Genomic DNA, 21110 nt, shown 5'->3' on the forward strand with positions numbered 1-21110 from the left:
TAACATCTTTTAAATGTATTGGTTATTAGAGTTAAATTTCCAAAATTTTGATCATTAAAGGAAATTCTTTTCTCTTTAAAAACATAAATATATTGTCTTAAAGTTTCATAAATAATGAGATTAAATCTGTTATGTTCTGTCAAAAAAGACAATTTGACTAAATATTTTTCTGCTTGGTCAAAATTATCTTTCTTAATACTATCTACAACCAACAAAACATAGCTTTCGAAAAAATCAGTATTCTCTTTTCTTAAATTCTGTTTAATTAGATTTATTGCACCAGTGATTTTATTTTCTTGTACTAAAGAAAAAATGTATCTTTTAAGATAAGGGTCATGCTTATCAATGAGTATTTTTGAAGACCTAAAAAAATCTAAAGAATTTGAATTATCTTTATTCTCATATGCAACTATCCCTGAGAAATAATTGGATAAATATCTGGAGTCAAATTTTTCAAAACTAGCACTTTTAGTATTAGTAGGTGTCTGATAAACTAAACCAATAAGAACAACTAATTTTATATATTTTAAAATCTTAAATTTTAAATGATTAAAAACAAATCTGATCATAGCCTGGTATATACTGATGAATTCATAAATACAATTGAGCAAGATTTTGTATTTAGTAACAAGCCAATAAATAGATTTAAAGTTAAGTTAGAAACTACAAAAAACCAGAATGCTGAAAAAAAGACGCTTCTGGAGGTATTAAAAAAAAATATAAATTCAATTGAAAATTGTAATTTAAAATCTAATTCTAACCATCTTATTTTAGGTGATGGGAAACCTGATAGTCCAATTATGCTTATAGGTGAAGCGCCATCGGCTATTGAAGACGAAGCTGGCAAAACCTTTCAGGGTGAAGTGGGTACTTTGCTTGATAAAATGTTAATGGCTATAGAAATTAAAAGAGACTCAATATATTTGAGTTATGCAATAAACTTCAGACCTCCAGAAGACAGGAAGCCTACTTCTCAAGAAATTAAAAGATATTCAATTTTCTTAAAAAAACACATCTCTATAATTGACCCCAAATTAATAATTGTAATGGGCAGTTCTGCGATGGAGGCTTTAACTGGTTCAGGTAACAAGATTTCAAAAGAACGTGGAAATTGGAAAGAAATTATACTTGATAATAAAACTTATCCAATGATGATAAGCTTTAACCCATCTTACCTAATAAGATTTCCCGAGAATAAAAAATACTCTTGGGAAGATTTAAAAAAAATAAGAGACAAAATTAAAGAATTAAAAATTAAATTGTGATGCAAGTTATTGCTGGTGTTGACGAAGTTGGCAGAGGAAGTTTAATGGGACCAGTTTTTGCTGCTGCAGTAATACTAGATAAAAAAATAAATAAAAAATTATTAAAAGATTCAAAAACTCTAAATAAAAATGAACGTGAGAAAATTGCAAAATATATTAAACAAAACTCTACGTGGAGCCTTGGAAAAGCTTCGGTAAAAGAGATCGAAAAATTAAACATTTTAAATGCAACTCTTCTCGCAATGAAAAGAGCAATATTGAAACTTAAGAAAAAACCTAAACTAATTCTTGTGGACGGTAACAAAACTCCAGAAATTAAAAATTATAATTTAAAATCAGTAGTTAAGGGCGATAAAAAAATACCTAGTATCTCTGCGGCTTCAATTATTGCCAAAGTATCTAGAGATAGACTAATTAAAAATTTATCAAAGAAGTTTAATAAATATTATTGGGAAACAAACTGTGGCTATGGCACTAAAAAACATTTAGTTGCCATAAAAAAACATGGAATAACTATTCATCATCGAAAAACTTTTGCACCAATCTCTAAATTAAAATAAGTTTCACGTAGAAACACAATATATTGTTGTCATAAAAATTTAGACACAATTAAGCTTAAATTAATTCAATCCCAGGTTGACCACGGAATCTTTTTGGAGTCTACTTTCACTTATACAAAATGAATTTTGAAGCAAAAAGTAAAATTGTAAATGGTGATAGTTTAAAGGAATTAAAAAAAATTCCTGACGAAACTTTTGATTTAGTTTTTGCTGACCCTCCTTACAATTTGCAACTTAAAAATGAATTAAGCAGACCTGATCAATCGAAAGTTAGTGCAGTTAATGACAAATGGGACCAATTTGAAAATTTCAGAAAATATGATGAATTTACATTTGAATGGTTGAGTGAATGCAAAAGAGTTCTAAAAAAAAATGGAGCTATTTGGGTAATCGGGAGTTATCACAATATTTTTAGAGTTGGATATACAATTCAAAACCTCGGATTTTGGATACTTAATGATGTAATTTGGAACAAAAATAATCCAATGCCAAACTTTAGAGGCACAAGATTTACAAATGCTCATGAAACATTAATTTGGGCATCAAAATCAGAAAAATCAAAATACACATTTAATTATCAGTCTCTTAAATGTTTAAATGATGATCTTCAAATGAGATCAAATTGGAACCTGCCAATTTGTAGTGGTACAGAAAGATTAAAAAAAAATGGCAAGAAAATACATTCAACTCAAAAGCCAGAAGCATTGCTTCATAGAATATTATTAGCCACTACAAACAAAAATGATTTAGTTTTAGATCCTTTTTTAGGATCAGGCACAACAGCTGCTGTTGCCAAAAAATTAGGTAGAAAATATTATGGGATAGAAAAAGAAAAAACTTATTTCAAAGCTGTTGAGCAAAGACTTAAGGATATAAAACCAATAGAAGATGATTTCTTAGATACATTAAAAAATAACAGATCAAAACCAAGAATTCCATTTGGTTCATTAGTTGAACTTGGAATAATTAAACCGGGTACGACAATATTTGATAATAAAAAGAAAATTAATGCAAAAATTATGGCTGATGGAAGTATCAAACATCAGCAAACTGAAGGATCAATCCATAAAGTAGCAGCAACTATTTTAGGGGCTGAAAGCTGTAATGGGTGGACTTATTGGCATTATAATATGAATGGTAATATTGTACCCATAGATCATTTAAGACAAAGATTAATTCCTAAAAATTAATTATCATAAATTTTACCTAAGTAATTTTCTAAAAATTTTTCATTTTTTACTAGTCTTTTCATAATTAAGTTTCTTGTTAAAACAAATAGCGGATTTGATAGATGGAAAGCAAATTGGTTAAATTTTGAACGCTTATTTACCATTTTTGTTTTTTGTAGCCTTCTAGGAAAATATTTTTCTGTTTCATTTATTGAAAAGTTTTGAAAAAGTTCATGAGACCCTTCAATAGATTGAGAAGCGCCTTGAGCAAAAGATGGAGGGAAAGCAAAAAAAGCATCTCCTACAGTAAAAATATTTTTGTTATTTAGATGTAAAATTTCATCAGTAATAAATACTGGAAAACATTTTAAATTATCTAATTTATGAATTATCTGATTGTATGTTGGAGGAATTTCAGAAACTATTTCGTCAACAAAATCTGAGGAATTGAATTGTTGATAGTTTTTTAATCGATCTTTGTTTAAGTTTTTTCTTAAAATACCAATAAAGTTTAAATCTTCATTTTCTGATGTTGGATAAATTACGTAGTGAAAATTAGCGCCAAGGAATAAAGAGATATTTTGAAAATTTATTTTTTCGATTTTATCTCTATTTATAGTTCCTCTTATAGCTACTGAATTATTAAATTTTAAAGAGTTTTTTGAATTTGAAATTAATGAAGAACTTTTTGAAAATACACCATCAGCAATAATTAAATAATCAAATTTTCCTGAATATTCATTTGAAAATGAAAGCTCTATTTGGTCTTCTTGCAAATCAATTTTTGAAATATTATGACCATAAAAAATATCATCTTTTGAAATTTTACTAATTAAAAACTTAATTAATGATGATCTTTTTATTGTTGTATATTTATTATTAGCAGAATTAAATTTTGAAATATTTAGATCACAAATCTTATCAGGATTATCTATTGAGTAAAAATCTAGATTATCAGGAAAAAATTTTTGACTATTATCTAATTGATCAAATCCAATATAATTTAATAATTTAACACTATTATTAGATAGCTGTACCCCATAACCATCATCCAAATTTATTTCTTCATTTTTTTCAAATAATAAGACCTTAAAGTCAGAGTTTTGTTTAAAAATATTTGCTAAATACAATCCAGATATTCCAGCTCCAATAATTGCAATTTTCTTCATATTGTTTCCAATTCTTTCAATATTCTTTTTGTAAAAGATGGAAGAACAATTTCTTGAACTTTTTTTGGATCAATCCAGTAATGAACAGGAGAATTTTGTTTTTTCTCTGTTTTTTTAATTTGAATAGCCATATCCATATTTGATAATTTAATGTTTAAATGTTTTTTAAATTTTTTATCATATCGCACTTCCTTCATTGGAAATATCTTTAAATTTCTCAAAAAATTGAATGTATTATTTTTTATTAAAAAATATTTATTATTTTTTTTATGAACATTAACTACGAAAAATTTTTTTTTATTTTTTTTTAGGATTTTTTTCAAAGTAAAATCTTTTTTTATCAACGCTTTACAATTATGGTTTATAGGGCACATATCACATACAGGGTTAAAAGGTTTGCAAATTGTTGCTCCTAATTCCATCAGTGCTTGTGCGTAATCACTTGAACGTCTTGTTGTTCCAAATATTGATTTTGTCTTATTTAAGTACTCTTTGGTGATTTGATTTTCTTTTTTTAATAAAAGATATCTTTTAAGTACTCTCTCTATGTTTCCATCTAAAGGAATATAAGGCTTATTAAAACCAATAGATAAAATTGCGCTTGCAGTATAATTACCAATACCTGGTAAAGAGAGAAGATCTTCGAAATTGTTTGGAATTTTTTTATTATGTTTTTTTACAATAACTTGTGCTGTTTTTTTAAGATTCCTAGCTCTTGAATAGTAACCTAATCCCTCCCACAATTTAAATAATTTTGAATTATCAACTTTTGATAATTTTTCAATCGTTGGTAATATTTTGATAAATCTATTAAAATATGGGATCACAGTTGCAACTTGTGTTTGTTGCAACATAAATTCACTTATAAGTGTGTAATATTCTTTTTTTGATTTGGAACACTTTTTTCGCCACGGCAAATCTCTTTTATTTAAATTGTACCATTTCAGAATTTTTTTTGATATCATCGTCTTTATCATATGCAATACAATAAAAACTTTAAGCAGAGAAATTCCTCCATTCAAGGTTTAAGATCTTTTAGAGACACTTTGCCAAAAAAAATTAAAAAAATAATTGATAAAAAAGGTCATATTTATTCTGAAACATTAAATAATTGGAAATACATAGTTGGAGATGAGTTGTTTAAATATTGCTATCCAAAATCATTTAAAAGTTCAAATAGGTTTGGAGTTAGCACATTAGTCATCATGGTAAAAAGAGGTCATGAGGTAGATCTTGAATACTCAAAACAGGAAATAATGGATAAGATGAATAATTTTTTTGGATACTCTGTTGTCGAAAAACTAAAATTCACAAGTTTTAATGATGAAACTGAAATTTCAAATGTAGAAACCCAAACAATAAATGTGACAAATAATAAATTTAAAGAAAAAATTAAAGATGTTAAGAATGACAAATTAAAAAAATCTTTAGCAGAATTAACCAGAGTATTTAGAGAAAAATGAAAAAAATTATCCAATCAATATTCTTCATAGCGATAACATTTATAATCAATAGCGTTTCTGCAAGTGAAATAAACAGAATTAAAGTAGGCAATGAAGATGCTAAGATAACAATAATAGCATATGAGTCACTAACTTGTAGTCATTGTGCAAACTTTCATAAAAATGTTTACCCACAATTAAAGAAAGAATTTATTGATACCGGTTTAGTCAAAATTGAATTCAGACATTTTCCTTTGGATATTATAGCCTTCAACGCTTCAAAAATTGCGCAATGTAGAAATGATGGAAACTCAGAAATTTTAGAAACTTTATATGCCAATCAACAAAAATGGGTAAAAGGAAATAATGCTAGTGAGGCAAACGATAACTTAAAGAAATTTATTGAAGAACAAGGAATAAACATAGACTTTAAAAGATGTATTACAGATAAACGAATTGAAGACTTTGTTCTTAATGACCGAATCGAAGGATCTAAAGAATTTAAAGTAAATGCTACTCCCACGATTATTATCAACAACGAAAAGTTTGAAAAATCTCTAAATTATAAAAATTTAAAAAAATCATTAGAAAAAATGATATAAGTTAGCTCATGGAGTTTAAAAAAATCCAATTAAATGGATTTAAATCATTTGCTGATAAGACAAACTTTTTAATCGAGGAAGGTTTGACTGGAATAGTTGGGCCAAATGGATGTGGAAAATCAAACATTGTGGAGTCGTTAAGATGGGCAATGGGAGAAACTTCTGCAAAAAGTATGCGTGGCTCTGGAATGGAAGATGTAATTTTTTCAGGAACATCAAATAAGCCATCAAAAAATATTGCTGAAGTTTCAATCACAGTAAATAATGAAAAAAATGAAGGTCCAATTCAATATAGAGAGCTGAGTGAGATTCACATAAGAAGAAAAATTGAAAAAGATAAAGGATCAAAATTTTATATTAATGATAAAGAAGTAAGAGCAAGGGATGCTCAAATGTTTTTTGCAGACCTTTCTACTGGAGCACACTCACCTTCTATGATTAGCCAAGGAAGAATTGGAGCTCTGGTAACAGCAAAACCCACTGATAGAAGAGCAATACTTGAGGAGGCAGCCGGCATTTCAGGACTGCATGTAAGAAGGCATGAAGCTGAATTAAGACTTGGTGCAGCTGAAAATAATTTGAAAAGAGCTGATGAATTGAGAAGACAACAGGAAAAACAATTAGCAAACTTGCAAAAGCAAGCAGAAGAAGCAACAAAATATAAATTAATTTCTGAGGAAATAAAAAAAATTGAAGCAGGCTTATATTATTTAAAACTTTTAGATATAGAAAAAGAAATAAGAGTTGAGAATGAAATCAACACTGAAGCTGAAAGTGAAGTTGATGGATTTAATAAAAAAATTAATGAATTAGAAATTCAGATAAAGACTGAAACTGATAAGGTAAATCCACTAAGAGAAAAAAATATTGAAAATTTGTCAAAGATACAAAGACTTAATTTAGAACTTCAAAGTTTAGATGAAGAAAATTTAAGAATTCAGGAAGAAATAGGTTCAATTAAAAAATCTCTTCAAATAATTGATGAAGATATAATAAGAGAAAAAGGAATTGTTGTAGATGCAAATTCTAATGAAAAAAGACTTAAAGAAGAAAAAAATGAATTAATAGAAATAGACTCAAAATATTTCGAAACAGAAAAACTGTCTAATGAGGAATTAGAAAAAGCAAAAACTGAATTAGATGAGGAACAAAAGCAAGCAAATGAAATAATTAAAACATTTGCAGATGGAAATATAAATATAAATGTAAACCAGGTTAAAAGTGTTGAAGAAAATATTGATAAAATTAAATCTTTGATAAATGAAAATGAACTCAATCAAGCACTAACCTTATTAGATAGATGCAAAATTGAACTTAATGATTTTTTAAAAAATCTAGGTGATGAAGAAAGCAAAAAAAGACTATCTGTACTAAATGACAAAAATGAACAAATAAAAATTCTTCAAGGTAAGTACACTGATAGTTTTAGTAAAAATCAATCTATCAAGAAAGAGTCTTTAAAAAGAAATGAAAGAATTAAGACAATTGAAACTGAAATAGAAAGCTGGATTAACTTATTAACTAATTCTAATAAAATGATTAATGAGCTAACTGAAAGAAAAAGTAAATTATCAAATCAATTAAATGAATTAGATAATCAACCTGAAATTCAAGCAGAAAAAAAAGGTCAGATAAATGAAAGTTTAAGAATTTCAGAAAAAGAAAAGCAAGATAATGAAAAAATTATCAGTGATACTGATGAAAAAATTGAAAATTTAAGATCTGAACTTAATAAGATTCAAGAAGACTCAATTCAAATTAGGGAGAGAAAGGCAAGTTCTGGTGCAACAATTGAAGGATTAAAAAAAAGAAAAAATGATCTTTTAGATAGAGTTAATTCTGAGTTAAGTTTGAGTGAAGATAATATTCTAGAAAATTCAAACTTATTTGGTGTTGAAGAATTGCCTGATCCTGTAGTGCAAGAAGATTTGCTTGATAAAAAGAAGCAAGAAAGAGAAAAATTTGGATCTGTTAATTTAAAAGCTGACGAGGAAACAAGTAAATATGAAACAGAAATTAAAAAAATGGAACAAGATAGAGCTGATCTTGTTACAGCAATAATCAAACTTAAAGAAAGTATTAATGAACTTAATCAAAAAGGAAGAGAAAGATTGTTGGAGGCTTTTGAAAAAGTAAATAGAAAATTTAATGAAGTTTATACAAAACTTTTTAATGGAGGTAATGCAAAACTTGAATTGGTTGATAGCGATGATCCTCTTGAAGCAGGTTTAGAAATGTTAGTTAGTCCTCCAGGTAAAAGACTACAGTCGATTACACTTTTGTCTGGTGGAGAACAAGCCTTAACAGCTCTTTCATTAATATTTGCAGTCTTTCTTACAAATCCATCTCCAATATGTGTTTTAGATGAAGTTGATGCGCCCTTGGATGATGCGAACGTCACTAGATTTTGTGGTTTGTTAGAGGAGCTAATTAATATTACGAATACAAAATTTATTATTGTAACGCACCATGCTCTTACAATGTCTAAAATGAATAGACTATATGGTGTGACAATGCCAGAAAAAGGGATTAGCCAACTTGTTGCCGTTGATCTACAAAAAGCTGAAAGTATGGTTGCTTAGATAAAATGGCTGAGGACCCTCTCAAAACTCGCCTTGAAATTGCAAAATCAAAGTTTTTAAACAAAAATAAGTCCGAAAAAGACGGAAAAACATCGCCCATTGGTACTGCATTTAAATTGAGTACCGAACTTGTATCTGCAGTAGCTGTTGGGACAATTATTGGGTTTATTTTAGACAAGACCTTTGGTACTAAGCCCTGGTTAATAATAATATTTTTTTTTGTGGGTGTCATTGCAGGCATAACTAATGTAATAAGATCCGCAAAAAACATGCAAAAATAAAGTTTTAGACAATGGCAGCAAATCCAATGTCTCAATTCGAAGTTTATAGAATTGGGCCCGAAATTAAAATAGGAAGTTTTGATATCTCGTTTACAAACGCAAGTTTGTTTATGATAATCAGCACGTTAGCAATTTTAGTTGTCTTTAACCTTGGTTCAAAAAAAAATTCACTGATACCTAATAAAATACAGTTACTAGCTGAGCTAAGTTATACATTTGTATCTAAAATGATTAGCGATACAGCCGGATCTAAAGGAAAACCATATTTTGCTTTTATTTTTTCACTATTTATGTTTGTCTTGTTCTGCAACATGTTTGGGATGATCCCTTACACTTTTACAGTAACAAGTCATATCATTGTTACATTTTTATTGGCAGCTTTTATATTTATTGGGGTTACGGTTATTGGATTTATTAAACATGGTCTTGGTTATTTAAAGTTATTTGTACCAAGTGGTGTACCAGCTGTACTCTTACCTTTGATTGTTGTTATTGAAATTATTTCTTATTTAAGTCGACCAATAAGCTTATCTGTTAGATTATTTGCTAACATGATGGCTGGTCATACTATGATGAAAGTTTTCGGTGGCTTTGTAATAAGTCTCGGAGTTGTTGGTGGATGGCTTCCACTAAGTTTTTCGGTTGCATTAACTGGTTTGGAGATCTTAGTTGCTTTTCTTCAAGCATATGTTTTTGCAATCTTAACCTGCATCTATTTAAATGATGCATTAAATTTACACCATTAAAACAAGGAGGATATAATGGAATTAGAAGCAGCAAAAATGATCGGAGCAGGACTTGCGGCAATAGCTTTAGCAGGTGCTGGTGTAGGTATTGGTATAATTTTTGGAAATTATTTATCAGGTGCAATGAGAAATCCATCTGCAGCTCAAAAACAGTTTCCTAACCTACTTTTAGGTTTCGCATTAGCGGAAGCAACAGGATTATTTGGATTAGTAGTTGCGTTAATCATCTTATTTGCATTTTAAATTTGATGGTAAAAAAAATATTTCTTAACTTAATATTTTTAAGCTTCCTAACTGTGGAAGCTTACACAGCTGAGAGTGGAGGTATGCCTCAGCTGAATCCAGAATTTTGGGTTTCACAAATTTTTTGGTTAATACTTACATTTGGAACACTCTTGATTGTGTTGTCAAAATTGATACTTCCAAAAATAAGTGCAAACTTAGAATCTCGAAAATCACAAATTCTGGAAAATATTGAGGCTGCTGAAAAGCAAAGAAAAGAAAGTGAACTTAAGATTAAAGAATTTGATGATCTAGTAGCTAAAAGTAAAATAGAGGCAAAAAATATTTTGGCCCAAGCTAGAGAAAAAGTTCAAAAAGATATTACATCTAAAAGAGAAACTTTAGATAAGCAGTTAGACGAAGAAATAAAAAAAGCTGAAGATGAAATAAGTGCTTTAAGAAAAAACGCACCTGAAAAAATAAACAAAATTGCAATAGATACTTCATCAGAATTAGTTAAAAAATTAATTGGTGCTGATGTAAACGCAAGTAGTATCTCTGCAATTGTTGATGATTTATCTAAAAGGAATGGAGATAAATATTATGGCAATTGATGCAACGTTTTGGGTAGCAGTATCATTCGTTATCTTTTTTGCAGGATTATTTTATTTAAAAGTTCCTCAAAAAATTAATGAAGTGCTAAATAATTTAATATCAGAAATTAGAAACGAAATTGATGAAAGTGAAAAACTTAGAACAGAAGCTAAAACTCTTTTAGATAACGCACAAAAAAAACTTGATACAGCACAAAATGTTAGCAATGAAATTATTGAGCAAGCAAAAAAAGAAAGTGATAAATTAATCATTGATTTAAATGATAAATTTCACAGATCTTCAGAAATTAAAAAGAACTTGGCTGAAAATAAAATAGATCAGATGAAAAAAGCTGCACTAAAAGAAATAAGAGACGCATCTGTCAAAATAGCTGTCGACTCTGTTAAGAAAATCATCACTACATCAGTTGACTCTTCAAAATTAGATACTTTGTTTCAAAAAAACCTAGATGAAACTAAAGAAGAATTAAAAAAAATTAATTCATAATCGCTTACAATTTAAAAAAAAAACTATAGATTGCTGATATGAACTCAGTAGTAATTGGATCTGGATTTGGTGGAATTGCAACAGCCCTCAGACTAAAGGCTAAAAATCATAATGTTATTTTAATTGAAAAACATGAAGATTTAGGCGGTAGAGCTCGTGTATTCAAAAAAAATGGATTTACATATGATGCTGGACCAACTGTAATTACAGCACCTTATTTAATAAATGAATTATTTGAAATCTTTAATAAGAAACCTGAAGATTATATAAAAATTACTCCTCTTAAAACTTGGTATCAATTCATTTTTGAAGATGACACAAAGTTTAATTATTCAGGAAATGAAGAGGATATGAAAAATCAAATTAAAAAATTAAATCCTCAAGATGTTGGTGGTTATGAAAAATTAGTAGAATTCACTAAAAAAATTTTTAACAAAGGCTTTCTTGAATTGGCCGATGTTCCTTTTGAAAAGCCAATCTTTATGATGAAGCAATTACCTGCTTTATTAAATCTTAAAAGCTATAAATCAGTTTACTCGCTGGTCTCGTCATATATCAAAAATGAAAAGTTAAGACGAATGCTTAGTATGCACCCTCTTTTGGTTGGCGGCAATCCATTTACAACAACTTCTATATATGGACTGATACTCTACTTAGAAAAAAAATGGGGAATTCATTATTCTATTGGGGGTACTGGAAATATCATTAAAGGTTTTGAAAAACTAATGAATGAGGTTGGAATAAAAATTATTAAAGGTCATGAAGTAAGTGAGATAAAATCTCAGGGAAAAAATATCCAAGGTGTAATTTTAGATGATGGAACAAATATTGATTGTCAAAATGTAATTTGTAATGCTGATCCACCTGCAGTTTATGAGAAACTTTTGAATAAAAAAAATTTCACAAATTTTTTTAAATGGAAAAAAAACAGGATGGAATATTCCATGGGTCTATTTGTTTATTATTTTGGAACAAAAAAAATATATGACAATGTTGAACATCATACGATTAAATTTGGAAATAAATACAAAGAACATCTTGATGATATATTTAATCGAAAGAAGTTAAATAATGACATCAGCTATTACTTACATAGACCTACAGCAACAGATAAATCTATGGCTCCAGAGGGCCATGATTGTTTTTACGTATTAGTGCCAGTTCCAAATAATCAATCAAATATTGATTGGAATATTGAAGGTGAAAAAATGAAAAACTTGGTAATTGAAAAAATGGAAAAACAATTAATGCCTAATTTAAAAAACAACATTGTTGAAGATTTTTATTTAACACCTGATTATTTTGAAAAAGAACTAAATACAAAATATGGTTCAGGTTTTTCAATTCAGCCAAAATTTACTCAATCAGCCTACTTCAGATTTCATAATAAATCTGAAATTTTCAATGGATTATATTTTGTGGGTGCTGGAACGCATCCTGGAGCGGGCGTCCCTGGTGTATTATCATCTGCTAAGGTTCTTGATAAAATTTTATAATGAATAAAAATTATTTATCTATTTATGCCAAATCATTTAATTGGGCAGGTTTCTTTTTACCAAAAAACACTTATTTAGATTGCTCAAAATTATATGATTTTTGCAGAACGGCTGACAATATTGCAGATGATCAAAATTCTTTAGAATTAAAAAATAAAATTTTTTATGAATTCAAGGAAGCTTTTAATAAAAAAGATCAAAACAATTCCATAATTAAAAATATGTGGGGTTTAATTGAAAAATTTAACATTTCTCCAAAAATAATTGATGATCTTTTTGATGGAATTCATTCAGATATTAAAGAAGAAGTTAAATTAAATTCAAAAAAAGAATTGTTAATCTATTCTTATAGAGTTGCTGGAACTGTGGGATTAATGATGGCAAAAATTCTTAAAGTAGAGGATAAAAATTCTTTAAGATCAGCAATTAACTTAGGTATAGCTATGCAGTTAACAAATATATCAAGAGATGTAATAGAAGATGAAATTAACAATAGAAGTTATATTAATGCTAATTTAGAAACAATTAAATCAACAATTTTTTTCGCTGATAAATTTTATGATAATTCTTTCTACGCAATGAAAAAAATTCCATTATCTCTTAGGTTTTCAATAATTGTTGCAAGACGTATTTATCGAAAAATAGGCCACAAAATAATAAAGATTAAAACCTTTGAGGAATATAAAAATTCAGGAAAAATTTTTGTTAATAATTATGAAAAAATTCTAGAAACACTCCTATCTATTTTTGATCTGATTAAATTAACAACATTGAATAATGATATAATTGATCATAATCATGATTTAATTGAAGAAGAGATAAATATTAATGAAAGAATTTGATTACGTAATAAAAGGTGCTGGTTGTGCAGGTTTATCTTTAGCCTATGAATTAAATCAAAATCAAAAACTTGAGAAAAAAACACTAGCAATTGTAGAGCCTAGACAAATTTACGATAGAGACAAAACTTGGTCATTTTGGAAAACTATCAATCATAATTTTGATGACTGTGTAATAAAAAATTGGTCCAATTTTACAGTAAACATTGAAGGAAAAATGCATCATCTAAAATGTGATGATACCCCTTATCAAACTGTAAATAGTGGAATTTTTTATAAGAAAATAATTTCTAATTTAAAATCAAACTCAAATATTTCATTCTTTAAAGATATAAATGAAATTAATACCGAACGAAGTTTAATATTTAATAGCGTGCCTAATAAAGGTGAATTCAAAGATAGATTGTGGCAACATTTTTTTGGTGTTGAAATAGAAACACCTAAAGATATTTTTGATGATAAAATTTTTAATCTCATGGATTTTGATTGTGATCAGCGCAATAGTGTTCACTTCTACTACACTTTGCCTTTTTCCAAAAATAAAGCCCTAATAGAAACTACATGGTTATCTAGTTTAAATAATGAAAACATAATGGATTACGAAAATCAAATTAAAGAATATCTAGAAAAAAAATTGAAAATTAAAGATTACAAAATTATATTTAAAGAGAAAGGTGCTATTCCTTTATTTAAACAAATAAATTCTACTAAAAATAATGAAATCAATATAGGAACTGCTGGCGGCATGACTAGATTAAGCACAGGATATACTTTTCTTAATATTCAAGAGCATTCAAAATATATTCGAGAAAATCTTGAAAAAATAAAAAATAAAAAAAAATATACTATTGGAAAGAAATATCATTTATTAGATGAAATTTTTATTCGCGTATTAAAAGATAATCCAAAATTAATGCCAGAGATATTTTTTAAAATGTTTGAAGTAGAATCGAAAAAAGTAATAAATTTTTTATCAAACAAGAGTAATCTTCTAGAGGATATATCTGTTATTTTAAAAATGCCAAAAGTGATATTTATTAAAGCTTTGTTTAAATAAAATGAATAATAAAATTAGTAAAATTAATTTAAATCATTCTTTATTATTTTTTTTAATAATCAATTTATTAACTTTTGTATGCTTCTACCTACAAGTAAAAAACATATCCCCTATTATTTGTTTATCCTTTATCCTAACATTGGGCATTTCACATGGAGCATTAGATAATTATAAAGGGAAAAAATTATTTAAAATATTTAATATAGATAAATTTATATTTTTTTATCCATCATATATATCTATTGGAATAGCAATAATTGTATTATGGTTAATTTTTCCTTTAACAACATTTTTGATTTTTTTATTAATTGCTTCTTATCATTTTGGTAAAGAGGATACACAATTCCTCATAACTAAAGAGAATTCATTTATACAATTATTATATTTAATTAAAGGAATACTCATTATACTTGCTCCTCTTCACTTCCATTTCAATGAAACAATAAATATTTTTAAATTTCTTTTTATTGAAAATGAAGTTTTTTTTTCTTTACTGGGGATTCTTGAGCAATATAGAATTATCGTTACTGGTATCATTATAAGTAGTTTATCAAGTGTTTATTTTTTTATTAAAAACTATAATTTTAATAGAACTTCAATTATTTTAGATTATTTTTCAATTTTACTTCTTAATTTTTATTTCGAACCTTTAACTGCTTTTACTGTCTACTTTTGTTTCCTTCATTCAATAAGACATATCATTTCATTAGCTAATGAATTAGACTCAACTAACATAAAAAAAGGATTAAATTTATTTTGGAGAAAATGTTTACCTTTGACTATTATAACTATTCTTTTTTTTGGTTTGGCTTTCTATTGGTTAATTAATCAGTATTCGCTAGATAGTGTTATTTTTAAACTAATATTTATTGGTTTGGCGTCTTTAACCTTTCCGCATATATTGCTCGAATATTTTTTAGAAAAAAATGAAAGAAAAACAAATTAAAATTTTATTATCTGCGCCAAGAGGATTTTGTGCTGGAGTTGAAAGAGCTATTGAAATTGTAGAAAAATCTTTAAAAAAATTTGGTAGTCCAGTTTACGTGAGACATGAAATAGTTCACAACAAATACGTAGTTGATGACTTAAGAAAAAAAGGAGCTATCTTTGTAGAGGAACTAGACGAAGTTGAAGATAAATCTAGACCAGTAATATTTTCTGCACATGGAGTTCCTAAAAGTGTCCCAGCTCAAGCAGATAATTATAATATAAATTACATTGATGCTACTTGCCCACTTGTTTCAAAAGTACATAGAGAAGCTGAAAACCTTAATAAAGCTGGATTTCATATAATACTTATTGGTCATAAAAATCATCCAGAAGTAATTGGTACTATGGGACAGCTCCCTGTGGGATCAATCGATTTAATACAGGATAAAGAAGAGGCTCAAAATTATGATTTAGAAGATGGAAGAAAGTTAGCTTATGTCACTCAAACAACTCTCTCAGTCGATGATACTAAAGATATTATAGAAATATTAAAAAAAAGATATCCTGATATCAAAGAACCTTCAAAAGATGACATATGTTATGCAACAACTAATAGACAAATGGCAGTTAAAAATATTGCAAAAAAATGTGATATGTTTTTTGTTATAGGAAGTAGAAATTCATCTAACTCTGTAAGACTTGTTGAGGTTGCTAAAAATTCAGGGTGTGAAAAAGCTTATCTTGTTCACTCCGAAAGTAAAGTGCCTTATGATGATATTAATAAATGTTCTACTATTGGAATATCTTCAGGTGCATCTGCGCCAGACATATTGGTTGATGATTTTATTAATCAATTAAAACAAAAATTTTCAGTTGTCACAGAAGAAATTGAAATAATTAAAGAAAATGTAATATTCAAAGTTCCAAACAAACTTAACTAAATGGCAGTTTATACAAAAATCAGTGATAAAGATATCGTTCTAATTAATAAAAAATTCAAATTAGGAAAAAAAATAAAGTTTCAAGGAATTAAAAAAGGTATTGAGAATACAAATTATCTTCTCAGAACTGACAAAGGGAAATTTATTCTTACAATTTTTGAAAAAAGAGTGAATAACTCAGATCTACCTTTTTTCATGAAGTTAATGGATTTACTAAGCTTAAGAAAAATAATTTGCCCAAAACCTTTAAAGGATAATTATGGGAAATACTTGTTTAAAATTAAAAATAAAAGAGCATGCATTGTCTCTTTTCTATCAGGTAAAGACAAAAATAATCTAACTTATAAAAATTGCTTTGAGGTAGGAAAAAATATAGCAAAAATGCATAAGGCAACTAAGAACTTTAAAATTAAAAGAGCTAATTCAATGGGAATAAATAAATTACACCCTTTGCTCAATAGTATAAATTTTAAAAAATCTAAGTTAATTTTAAGTTACAAAGAATTTCTTTTTAATAATTTAAAAGAAATTAAAAAAAATTGGCCTAAAAAATTAACTAGTGGAATAATTCACGCTGATTTATTTGTAGATAATATATTTTTTAAAAATAACAAATTTTCAGGCTTTATTGATTTTTATTTCTCTGCAAACGATTATTACGCATATGAACTTGCAATTTGTATAAATGCATTATGTTTTGATAAAAATAAATCAAAGTTCATTCTTAATAAGCAAAAAGTAAATAACCTTATAAAAGGTTATGAAAAAATAAGAAAAATATCAATTAATGAGAAGAATAAATTAAACATTCTTTGTAAAGGAGCTGCGATAAGATATCTACTAACTAGAGCCTATGATTACATCAACACTCCTAAAACAGCATTAATTAAAATTAAGGATCCAAAAGAATACTATCAAAAATTAATGATACACAACCAAATAAATTCATTCAAAGAATATATTCATTAATGATTAAAATATATACAGATGGTTCTTGTTTAAATAATCCAGGCAATGGTGGTTGGGCAGCAATAATAATAAAAAACGATGAGATAACTGAAATTAGTGGTAATGAAAAAAATACCACAAATAATAGAATGGAATTACTTGCTCCAATTTCTGCATTAAATAAAATTAGAGATGAGTTAGATATTGAGATTTACACAGACTCTAAATATGTGAAACAAGGTATTACCGAATGGATTAATAATTGGAAAACTAATGGTTGGAAAACATCAAAAAAAGAAGATGTTAAAAATAAAGATTTATGGACACAATTAGATATTCTAAATAATTCTCTCAATATCCAATGGAAATGGGTAAAAGCCCATGCTGGTGATGAATTTAATGAAAAAGTCGATTTATTAGCTAAAAAAGCTGCTGAAAAACTAGAATAAATTTAAAAAGTTTTCTGCTGCGGAAATTTCACAAGCTCCAGTGTCCTCTTCTTCTTGAAGTTTTGTAACTTTCCCATTTTCAACAAGCATAGTATATCTATTCGATCGTATTCCTAATCCTCTTGCACTTTTATCAACATCAGCACCGATTGACTTAGTAAAAGTTAAAAAAGGGTCGCCCGCCATAACAATCTTATCTCCTACATTATGCTCTTTGCCCCAAGCACTCATAACAAAAGGATCATTTACCGACATGCAAATTACATGGTCAATACCTTTGCTTTTAAAAGCATCGATATTTTTTACATATCCAGGAAGATGTTTTGCAGAACAAACTGAAGTGTATGCACCAGGTAAGCCAAAAATGATTACTTTTTTTCCTTTTGTATACTCTTCAATACTTTTTTTTATTGGCTCTCCACCCTCTAAAACAAATATTTCTTCACTCGGTAAATTTTCATTTTCTTTTAATTTCATTGAATTTTCTCCTTAATGTGCTGCTTAACTATATTAATATCATTATCAAGTAAATCAAAATTTTCTTTTTCATTTGAAATATACTTAAGCTCATCCGGTAAATCTGGTTTAATGTTTATTGCATTAAATATAGCATCTGGAAATTTACAAGGATGAGCTGTAGATAAAACAATATTTGTTCCTTCAAGTTCTACATCATCAAAACCTCCATAACCTATCGCAGTATGAGGGTCTAGAATCTCTTTATGACTTTCATAAACTTTTTTTATTAATGAAATTACTTTTTTTTCATCTGCACTTGAGGATAAAAAGTCTTTTCTTATTTTATCTAGTTTAGATTGGTCTAAATCATATTTCTTTTCACTTTTAATTTTTTGCATAACTGAACTTGTTTCATGATCGTCTTCATTATTTAAGTCAAAAATCAATCTTTCAAAGTTACTTGCAATTTGAATATCCATACTAGGTGAGTTAGTTTCTTGTACCTTTTCTGAATAATATTGCCCCGAACTTATCGCTCTGTGCAAAATATCATTTTGGTTTGTTGCTACAATCAATTTGCCAATTTGTAATCCCATTTTTTTTGCAAGATAGCCTGCATAAACATCACCAAAATTTCCTGTGGGTACTGAAAAGTTAATAGGTCCTTTATCATTTTTTACCAAATAGAAGGAATAAAAATAATATACAGATTGTGCGATAATTCTTGCCCAATTAATGGAATTAACACCTGACATCCTGATTGATTTTGCATAATTATGATCTGCAAACATTGATTTTACTAAATTTTGACAATCATCAAAATTTCCATTGATTGCAATATTATGTACATTTTTATCTTTAACAGTTGTCATTAATTTTCTTTGAACTGGAGAAACACGATTATGAGGGTGTAGTACGAATATATTAATATTTTTCTTTCCTTTAATCGCTTCTATGGCAGCAGCGCCTGTGTCACCAGAAGTAGCAACTACAATATTTATTTTATCGTCCTCTTTTGATAAATAATATTCATAAAAATTTCCAAGAAGCTGCATTGCGACATCTTTAAATGCTAAAGTAGGACCATGGAATAATTCCAAAACCTTTCTATCACCAACATTAATCAATTTAACGACATTTTTTTCTCTAAAAGTTGAATATGATTTAGAGATCAAATCTTCTAGATCTTTTCCAGAAATAAAATCATATACAAATGGTGCAATAATTTTATTGGCTAATTCAATGTAATTAAAATTTGAAAATTCATTTAACTCTTTTTCAGTAAATTTTTTAAGGTTTTTTGGAATAAATAGCCCCCCATCATCGGCTAATCCTTTTAAGAAAACATCCTTAAATTCAAACTCTTTTGATTTATCTCTAGTGCTTATGTATTTCATCTAATAATTTTTTTTTCTAAAATACAGATATATCAAAAATATTGAAATCGCTAAAGAAAACCAAGTTAATGCATATTTTTTATGATTATTTGAAATATTGGCAGTAATTTTTTTTGGTTTAGGTATTTCGTAATTCCCTCCTAGATAAATTAAATATTCTGAAAATTCCTTACCAGTATATTTAAAAATATCTTCTCTATTTAAAGTGAACCAATAATTATTATTAATATCATTTTCAGGTTTAAAAATATTGGCTCTTGGCTGTAATCTTAGAGTTCCCGTAAAATTAGATTGGTCAAAAGAATACAATTCATCATTATCCTTCAATTCAAATGGTATCCAGCCTCTATTAATTAAATAATTTTCATTTTCTACTACAATTGGATTAATTACCTCAAAACCTGGTTTTCCTTCATCATTTAAATTGTATAAATAAATTTGCTTATCATAATCAATCTTTCCAGTTGCAATAATTCTAACAAAATTTTTTCTATCAACTTGGTTGATATTAACTGGATCTTTTTTAAGTGATTGTTCTATTTCTGAAATTAAATTTAATTTCCAATTTAATCTAACTAGTTGCCATGAACCAAGACCTATAAAAACAAGGATAAAAAAATAAACAAATATAGAAAATAATAACTTGGACTTCAATTTAGAAACTATTAACTGCCCCAAATATAAATAGCAGCAAATAAGAATAACCAAACGACATCAACAAAATGCCAATACCATGCAGCTGCCTCAAAACCAAAATGATGGTCTTTGTTAAAATGACCTAATTTTCCTCTCCACAAACATACAGCTAGAAAGATCGTTCCCACAATTACATGGAAACCATGAAATCCAGTCGCCATATAAAATACAGATCCATAAATGTGATCTGAAAAAGTAAAAGTCGCATGATGATATTCATAAGCTTGTAATAAAGTAAAACAGAAACCTAGGATTACAGTTAACCACAACCCTTGAATAAATCCTTTTCTATCTCCTTCTAATAAAGCATGGTGAGACCAAGTTACAGTAGTTCCAGATAAAAGAAGTACCAACGTATTAATTAATGGAATGTCCCAAGGATCAAAAGTTTCAATATCTTTAGGTGGCCAAACATTTCCCACAAACTCATTTGGAAATAAACTTATGTCAAAGTATGCCCAGAACCATGCAACAAAAAACATTACCTCTGAAGCGATAAATAAAGTCATTCCATATCTATGATGAATTTGAACTACAGGAGTGTGGTGTCCTTGATGCTCTGCCTCTATAACTACATCTCTAAACCACATATAAGCTCCATAGATTAACAGAGCAAAACCCAAATACATTCCCCACGATACTTCATTATGAAGATAATAAACTGTTCCTAATGCTAATACTAAACACGAAAATGAAACATAAATTGGCCAAGGACTTGGATCAACTAAGTGGTAATCATGTTTTTTTTCTGCTGACATA

General features: G+C 27.7%; 24 protein-coding genes and 1 pseudogene. 18 read left to right on the top strand and 7 right to left on the bottom strand.

Annotated features, from left to right (window positions below; all coding sequences use genetic code 11):
* Positions 1-569 (bottom strand): annotated as a pseudogene (locus tag ACTT9D_RS03115) (tetratricopeptide repeat protein); the annotation flags it as partial.
* On the opposite strand from ACTT9D_RS03115, the gene ACTT9D_RS03120 reads away from it, so the two are divergent.
* The 3 genes from ACTT9D_RS03120 (at position 546) to ACTT9D_RS03130 (ending at position 3015) form a co-directional block, all read left to right on the top strand.
* Positions 546-1265 carry a uracil-DNA glycosylase gene (locus ACTT9D_RS03120; RefSeq protein ID WP_440930404.1) on the top strand — a complete coding sequence of 240 codons (720 nt, stop codon included), beginning with the start codon at positions 546-548 and terminating at the stop codon, positions 1263-1265. The pseudogene ACTT9D_RS03115 and the gene ACTT9D_RS03120 overlap by 24 nt on opposite strands.
* Positions 1265-1825, top strand: a complete 561-nt coding sequence (locus ACTT9D_RS03125) for a ribonuclease HII (protein ID WP_440930405.1) — start codon at positions 1265-1267, stop codon at positions 1823-1825. Before ACTT9D_RS03120 ends, ACTT9D_RS03125 begins: the two co-directional genes overlap by 1 nt.
* 119 nt (positions 1826-1944) lie before the next feature.
* Positions 1945-3015 carry a site-specific DNA-methyltransferase gene (locus ACTT9D_RS03130; protein ID WP_440930406.1) on the top strand — a complete coding sequence of 357 codons (1071 nt, stop codon included), beginning with the start codon at positions 1945-1947 and terminating at the stop codon, positions 3013-3015.
* On the opposite strand, the gene ACTT9D_RS03135 is transcribed toward ACTT9D_RS03130, so the two are convergent.
* Complete coding sequence (locus ACTT9D_RS03135; RefSeq protein WP_440930407.1) at positions 3012-4163, bottom strand: NAD(P)-binding protein; 1152 nt, start codon at positions 4161-4163, stop codon at positions 3012-3014. The two genes, ACTT9D_RS03130 and ACTT9D_RS03135, sit on opposite strands and share 4 nt — an antisense overlap.
* Positions 4160-5128 carry an A/G-specific adenine glycosylase gene (locus ACTT9D_RS03140; RefSeq protein ID WP_440930408.1) on the bottom strand — a complete coding sequence of 323 codons (969 nt, stop codon included), beginning with the start codon at positions 5126-5128 and terminating at the stop codon, positions 4160-4162. Before ACTT9D_RS03140 ends, ACTT9D_RS03135 begins: the two co-directional genes overlap by 4 nt.
* Before the next feature lie 12 nt (positions 5129-5140).
* Between ACTT9D_RS03140 and ACTT9D_RS03145 the strand changes: the two genes are divergently transcribed.
* The 15 genes from ACTT9D_RS03145 to rnhA are packed head-to-tail and all read left to right on the top strand — an operon-like array spanning position 5141 to position 17799.
* Complete coding sequence (locus tag ACTT9D_RS03145) at positions 5141-5626, top strand: DUF721 domain-containing protein (RefSeq protein WP_440930409.1); 486 nt, start codon at positions 5141-5143, stop codon at positions 5624-5626.
* A complete protein-coding gene (locus ACTT9D_RS03150) occupies positions 5623-6207 on the top strand; it encodes a thioredoxin domain-containing protein (RefSeq protein ID WP_014952743.1) in 585 nt (194 codons plus the stop codon). The genes ACTT9D_RS03145 and ACTT9D_RS03150 overlap by 4 nt, the downstream gene beginning before the upstream one ends.
* An 8-nt stretch (positions 6208-6215) precedes the next feature.
* Positions 6216-8789 carry a chromosome segregation SMC family protein gene (locus ACTT9D_RS03155; protein ID WP_440930410.1) on the top strand — a complete coding sequence of 858 codons (2574 nt, stop codon included), beginning with the start codon at positions 6216-6218 and terminating at the stop codon, positions 8787-8789.
* Between the two features lie 5 nt (positions 8790-8794).
* The gene (locus tag ACTT9D_RS03160; protein ID WP_440930411.1) at positions 8795-9070 is read left to right on the top strand and encodes an AtpZ/AtpI family protein; all 276 of its coding nucleotides are present in this window, start codon (positions 8795-8797) and stop codon (positions 9068-9070) included.
* Between the two features lie 11 nt (positions 9071-9081).
* A complete protein-coding gene (locus ACTT9D_RS03165) occupies positions 9082-9816 on the top strand; it encodes a F0F1 ATP synthase subunit A (RefSeq protein WP_014952740.1) in 735 nt (244 codons plus the stop codon).
* 15 nt (positions 9817-9831) lie between these two features.
* Entirely contained in the window at positions 9832-10059 is a 228-nt protein-coding gene (locus tag ACTT9D_RS03170) for a F0F1 ATP synthase subunit C (protein WP_006997791.1), read from the top strand.
* 53 nt (positions 10060-10112) lie between these two features.
* Positions 10113-10652, top strand: coding sequence for a F0F1 ATP synthase subunit B family protein (locus ACTT9D_RS03175; RefSeq protein WP_440930412.1), 540 nt, complete (start codon positions 10113-10115; stop codon positions 10650-10652).
* Positions 10627-11139 (top strand): F0F1 ATP synthase subunit B family protein, encoded by a 513-nt coding sequence (locus ACTT9D_RS03180; RefSeq protein ID WP_440930413.1) that lies wholly within the window; start codon positions 10627-10629, stop codon positions 11137-11139. The genes ACTT9D_RS03175 and ACTT9D_RS03180 overlap by 26 nt, the downstream gene beginning before the upstream one ends.
* A gap of 38 nt (positions 11140-11177) precedes the next feature.
* Positions 11178-12635 (top strand): phytoene desaturase family protein, encoded by a 1458-nt coding sequence (gene crtI, locus ACTT9D_RS03185; RefSeq protein WP_440930414.1) that lies wholly within the window; start codon positions 11178-11180, stop codon positions 12633-12635.
* Positions 12635-13477: a phytoene/squalene synthase family protein gene (locus tag ACTT9D_RS03190; protein ID WP_440930415.1), complete on the top strand. Its 843-nt coding sequence runs from the start codon at positions 12635-12637 to the stop codon at positions 13475-13477. The genes crtI and ACTT9D_RS03190 overlap by 1 nt, the downstream gene beginning before the upstream one ends.
* On the top strand, positions 13464-14531 hold the full coding sequence (locus tag ACTT9D_RS03195; RefSeq protein ID WP_440930416.1) for a lycopene cyclase family protein: 1068 nt from the start codon (positions 13464-13466) through the stop codon (positions 14529-14531). Before ACTT9D_RS03190 ends, ACTT9D_RS03195 begins: the two co-directional genes overlap by 14 nt.
* A 1-nt stretch (position 14532) precedes the next feature.
* On the top strand, positions 14533-15477 hold the full coding sequence (locus tag ACTT9D_RS03200; protein ID WP_440930417.1) for a Brp/Blh family beta-carotene 15,15'-dioxygenase: 945 nt from the start codon (positions 14533-14535) through the stop codon (positions 15475-15477).
* Positions 15458-16402 (top strand): 4-hydroxy-3-methylbut-2-enyl diphosphate reductase, encoded by a 945-nt coding sequence (gene ispH / locus ACTT9D_RS03205; protein ID WP_440930418.1) that lies wholly within the window; start codon positions 15458-15460, stop codon positions 16400-16402. Before ACTT9D_RS03200 ends, ispH begins: the two co-directional genes overlap by 20 nt.
* Positions 16403-17371: a homoserine kinase gene (locus ACTT9D_RS03210; protein WP_440930419.1), complete on the top strand. Its 969-nt coding sequence runs from the start codon at positions 16403-16405 to the stop codon at positions 17369-17371. It begins immediately after the preceding gene.
* Positions 17371-17799: a ribonuclease HI gene (gene rnhA / locus ACTT9D_RS03215; RefSeq protein WP_440930420.1), complete on the top strand. Its 429-nt coding sequence runs from the start codon at positions 17371-17373 to the stop codon at positions 17797-17799. Before ACTT9D_RS03210 ends, rnhA begins: the two co-directional genes overlap by 1 nt.
* Here the strand turns inward: rnhA and ACTT9D_RS03220 are convergent.
* The 4 genes from ACTT9D_RS03220 to ACTT9D_RS03235 are packed head-to-tail and all read right to left on the bottom strand — an operon-like array spanning position 17791 to position 21109.
* Positions 17791-18276: a peroxiredoxin gene (locus ACTT9D_RS03220; RefSeq protein ID WP_440930421.1), complete on the bottom strand. Its 486-nt coding sequence runs from the start codon at positions 18274-18276 to the stop codon at positions 17791-17793. The genes rnhA and ACTT9D_RS03220 overlap by 9 nt on opposite strands.
* Positions 18273-19655, bottom strand: a complete 1383-nt coding sequence (gene thrC, locus ACTT9D_RS03225; RefSeq protein WP_440930422.1) for a threonine synthase — start codon at positions 19653-19655, stop codon at positions 18273-18275. The genes ACTT9D_RS03220 and thrC overlap by 4 nt, the downstream gene beginning before the upstream one ends.
* Positions 19656-20309 (bottom strand): SURF1 family protein, encoded by a 654-nt coding sequence (locus ACTT9D_RS03230; protein WP_440930423.1) that lies wholly within the window; start codon positions 20307-20309, stop codon positions 19656-19658.
* Between the two features lie 11 nt (positions 20310-20320).
* Positions 20321-21109 carry a cytochrome c oxidase subunit 3 gene (locus tag ACTT9D_RS03235; RefSeq protein ID WP_014952727.1) on the bottom strand — a complete coding sequence of 263 codons (789 nt, stop codon included), beginning with the start codon at positions 21107-21109 and terminating at the stop codon, positions 20321-20323.
* Position 21110: the final 1 nt, after the last annotated feature.

The sequence above is a fragment of the Candidatus Pelagibacter sp. genome, from assembly GCF_052049815.1.
GTDB lineage: Bacteria > Pseudomonadota > Alphaproteobacteria > Pelagibacterales > Pelagibacteraceae > Pelagibacter.

Coding starts and splice junctions, on each gene's coding strand:
- ACTT9D_RS03120 (WP_440930404.1), top strand. CDS start 546: ATGATTAAAAACAAATCTGATCATAGCCTGGTATATACTGATGAATTC.
- ACTT9D_RS03125 (WP_440930405.1), top strand. CDS start 1,265: ATGCAAGTTATTGCTGGTGTTGACGAAGTTGGCAGAGGAAGTTTAATG.
- ACTT9D_RS03130 (WP_440930406.1), top strand. CDS start 1,945: ATGAATTTTGAAGCAAAAAGTAAAATTGTAAATGGTGATAGTTTAAAG.
- ACTT9D_RS03135 (WP_440930407.1), bottom strand. CDS start 4,163: ATGAAGAAAATTGCAATTATTGGAGCTGGAATATCTGGATTGTATTTA.
- ACTT9D_RS03140 (WP_440930408.1), bottom strand. CDS start 5,128: ATGATATCAAAAAAAATTCTGAAATGGTACAATTTAAATAAAAGAGAT.
- ACTT9D_RS03145 (WP_440930409.1), top strand. CDS start 5,141: ATGCAATACAATAAAAACTTTAAGCAGAGAAATTCCTCCATTCAAGGT.
- ACTT9D_RS03150 (WP_014952743.1), top strand. CDS start 5,623: ATGAAAAAAATTATCCAATCAATATTCTTCATAGCGATAACATTTATA.
- ACTT9D_RS03155 (WP_440930410.1), top strand. CDS start 6,216: ATGGAGTTTAAAAAAATCCAATTAAATGGATTTAAATCATTTGCTGAT.
- ACTT9D_RS03160 (WP_440930411.1), top strand. CDS start 8,795: ATGGCTGAGGACCCTCTCAAAACTCGCCTTGAAATTGCAAAATCAAAG.
- ACTT9D_RS03165 (WP_014952740.1), top strand. CDS start 9,082: ATGGCAGCAAATCCAATGTCTCAATTCGAAGTTTATAGAATTGGGCCC.
- ACTT9D_RS03170 (WP_006997791.1), top strand. CDS start 9,832: ATGGAATTAGAAGCAGCAAAAATGATCGGAGCAGGACTTGCGGCAATA.
- ACTT9D_RS03180 (WP_440930413.1), top strand. CDS start 10,627: ATGGAGATAAATATTATGGCAATTGATGCAACGTTTTGGGTAGCAGTA.
- crtI (WP_440930414.1), top strand. CDS start 11,178: ATGAACTCAGTAGTAATTGGATCTGGATTTGGTGGAATTGCAACAGCC.
- ACTT9D_RS03190 (WP_440930415.1), top strand. CDS start 12,635: ATGAATAAAAATTATTTATCTATTTATGCCAAATCATTTAATTGGGCA.
- ACTT9D_RS03195 (WP_440930416.1), top strand. CDS start 13,464: ATGAAAGAATTTGATTACGTAATAAAAGGTGCTGGTTGTGCAGGTTTA.
- ACTT9D_RS03200 (WP_440930417.1), top strand. CDS start 14,533: ATGAATAATAAAATTAGTAAAATTAATTTAAATCATTCTTTATTATTT.
- ispH (WP_440930418.1), top strand. CDS start 15,458: ATGAAAGAAAAACAAATTAAAATTTTATTATCTGCGCCAAGAGGATTT.
- ACTT9D_RS03210 (WP_440930419.1), top strand. CDS start 16,403: ATGGCAGTTTATACAAAAATCAGTGATAAAGATATCGTTCTAATTAAT.
- rnhA (WP_440930420.1), top strand. CDS start 17,371: ATGATTAAAATATATACAGATGGTTCTTGTTTAAATAATCCAGGCAAT.
- ACTT9D_RS03220 (WP_440930421.1), bottom strand. CDS start 18,276: ATGAAATTAAAAGAAAATGAAAATTTACCGAGTGAAGAAATATTTGTT.
- thrC (WP_440930422.1), bottom strand. CDS start 19,655: ATGAAATACATAAGCACTAGAGATAAATCAAAAGAGTTTGAATTTAAG.
- ACTT9D_RS03235 (WP_014952727.1), bottom strand. CDS start 21,109: ATGTCAGCAGAAAAAAAACATGATTACCACTTAGTTGATCCAAGTCCT.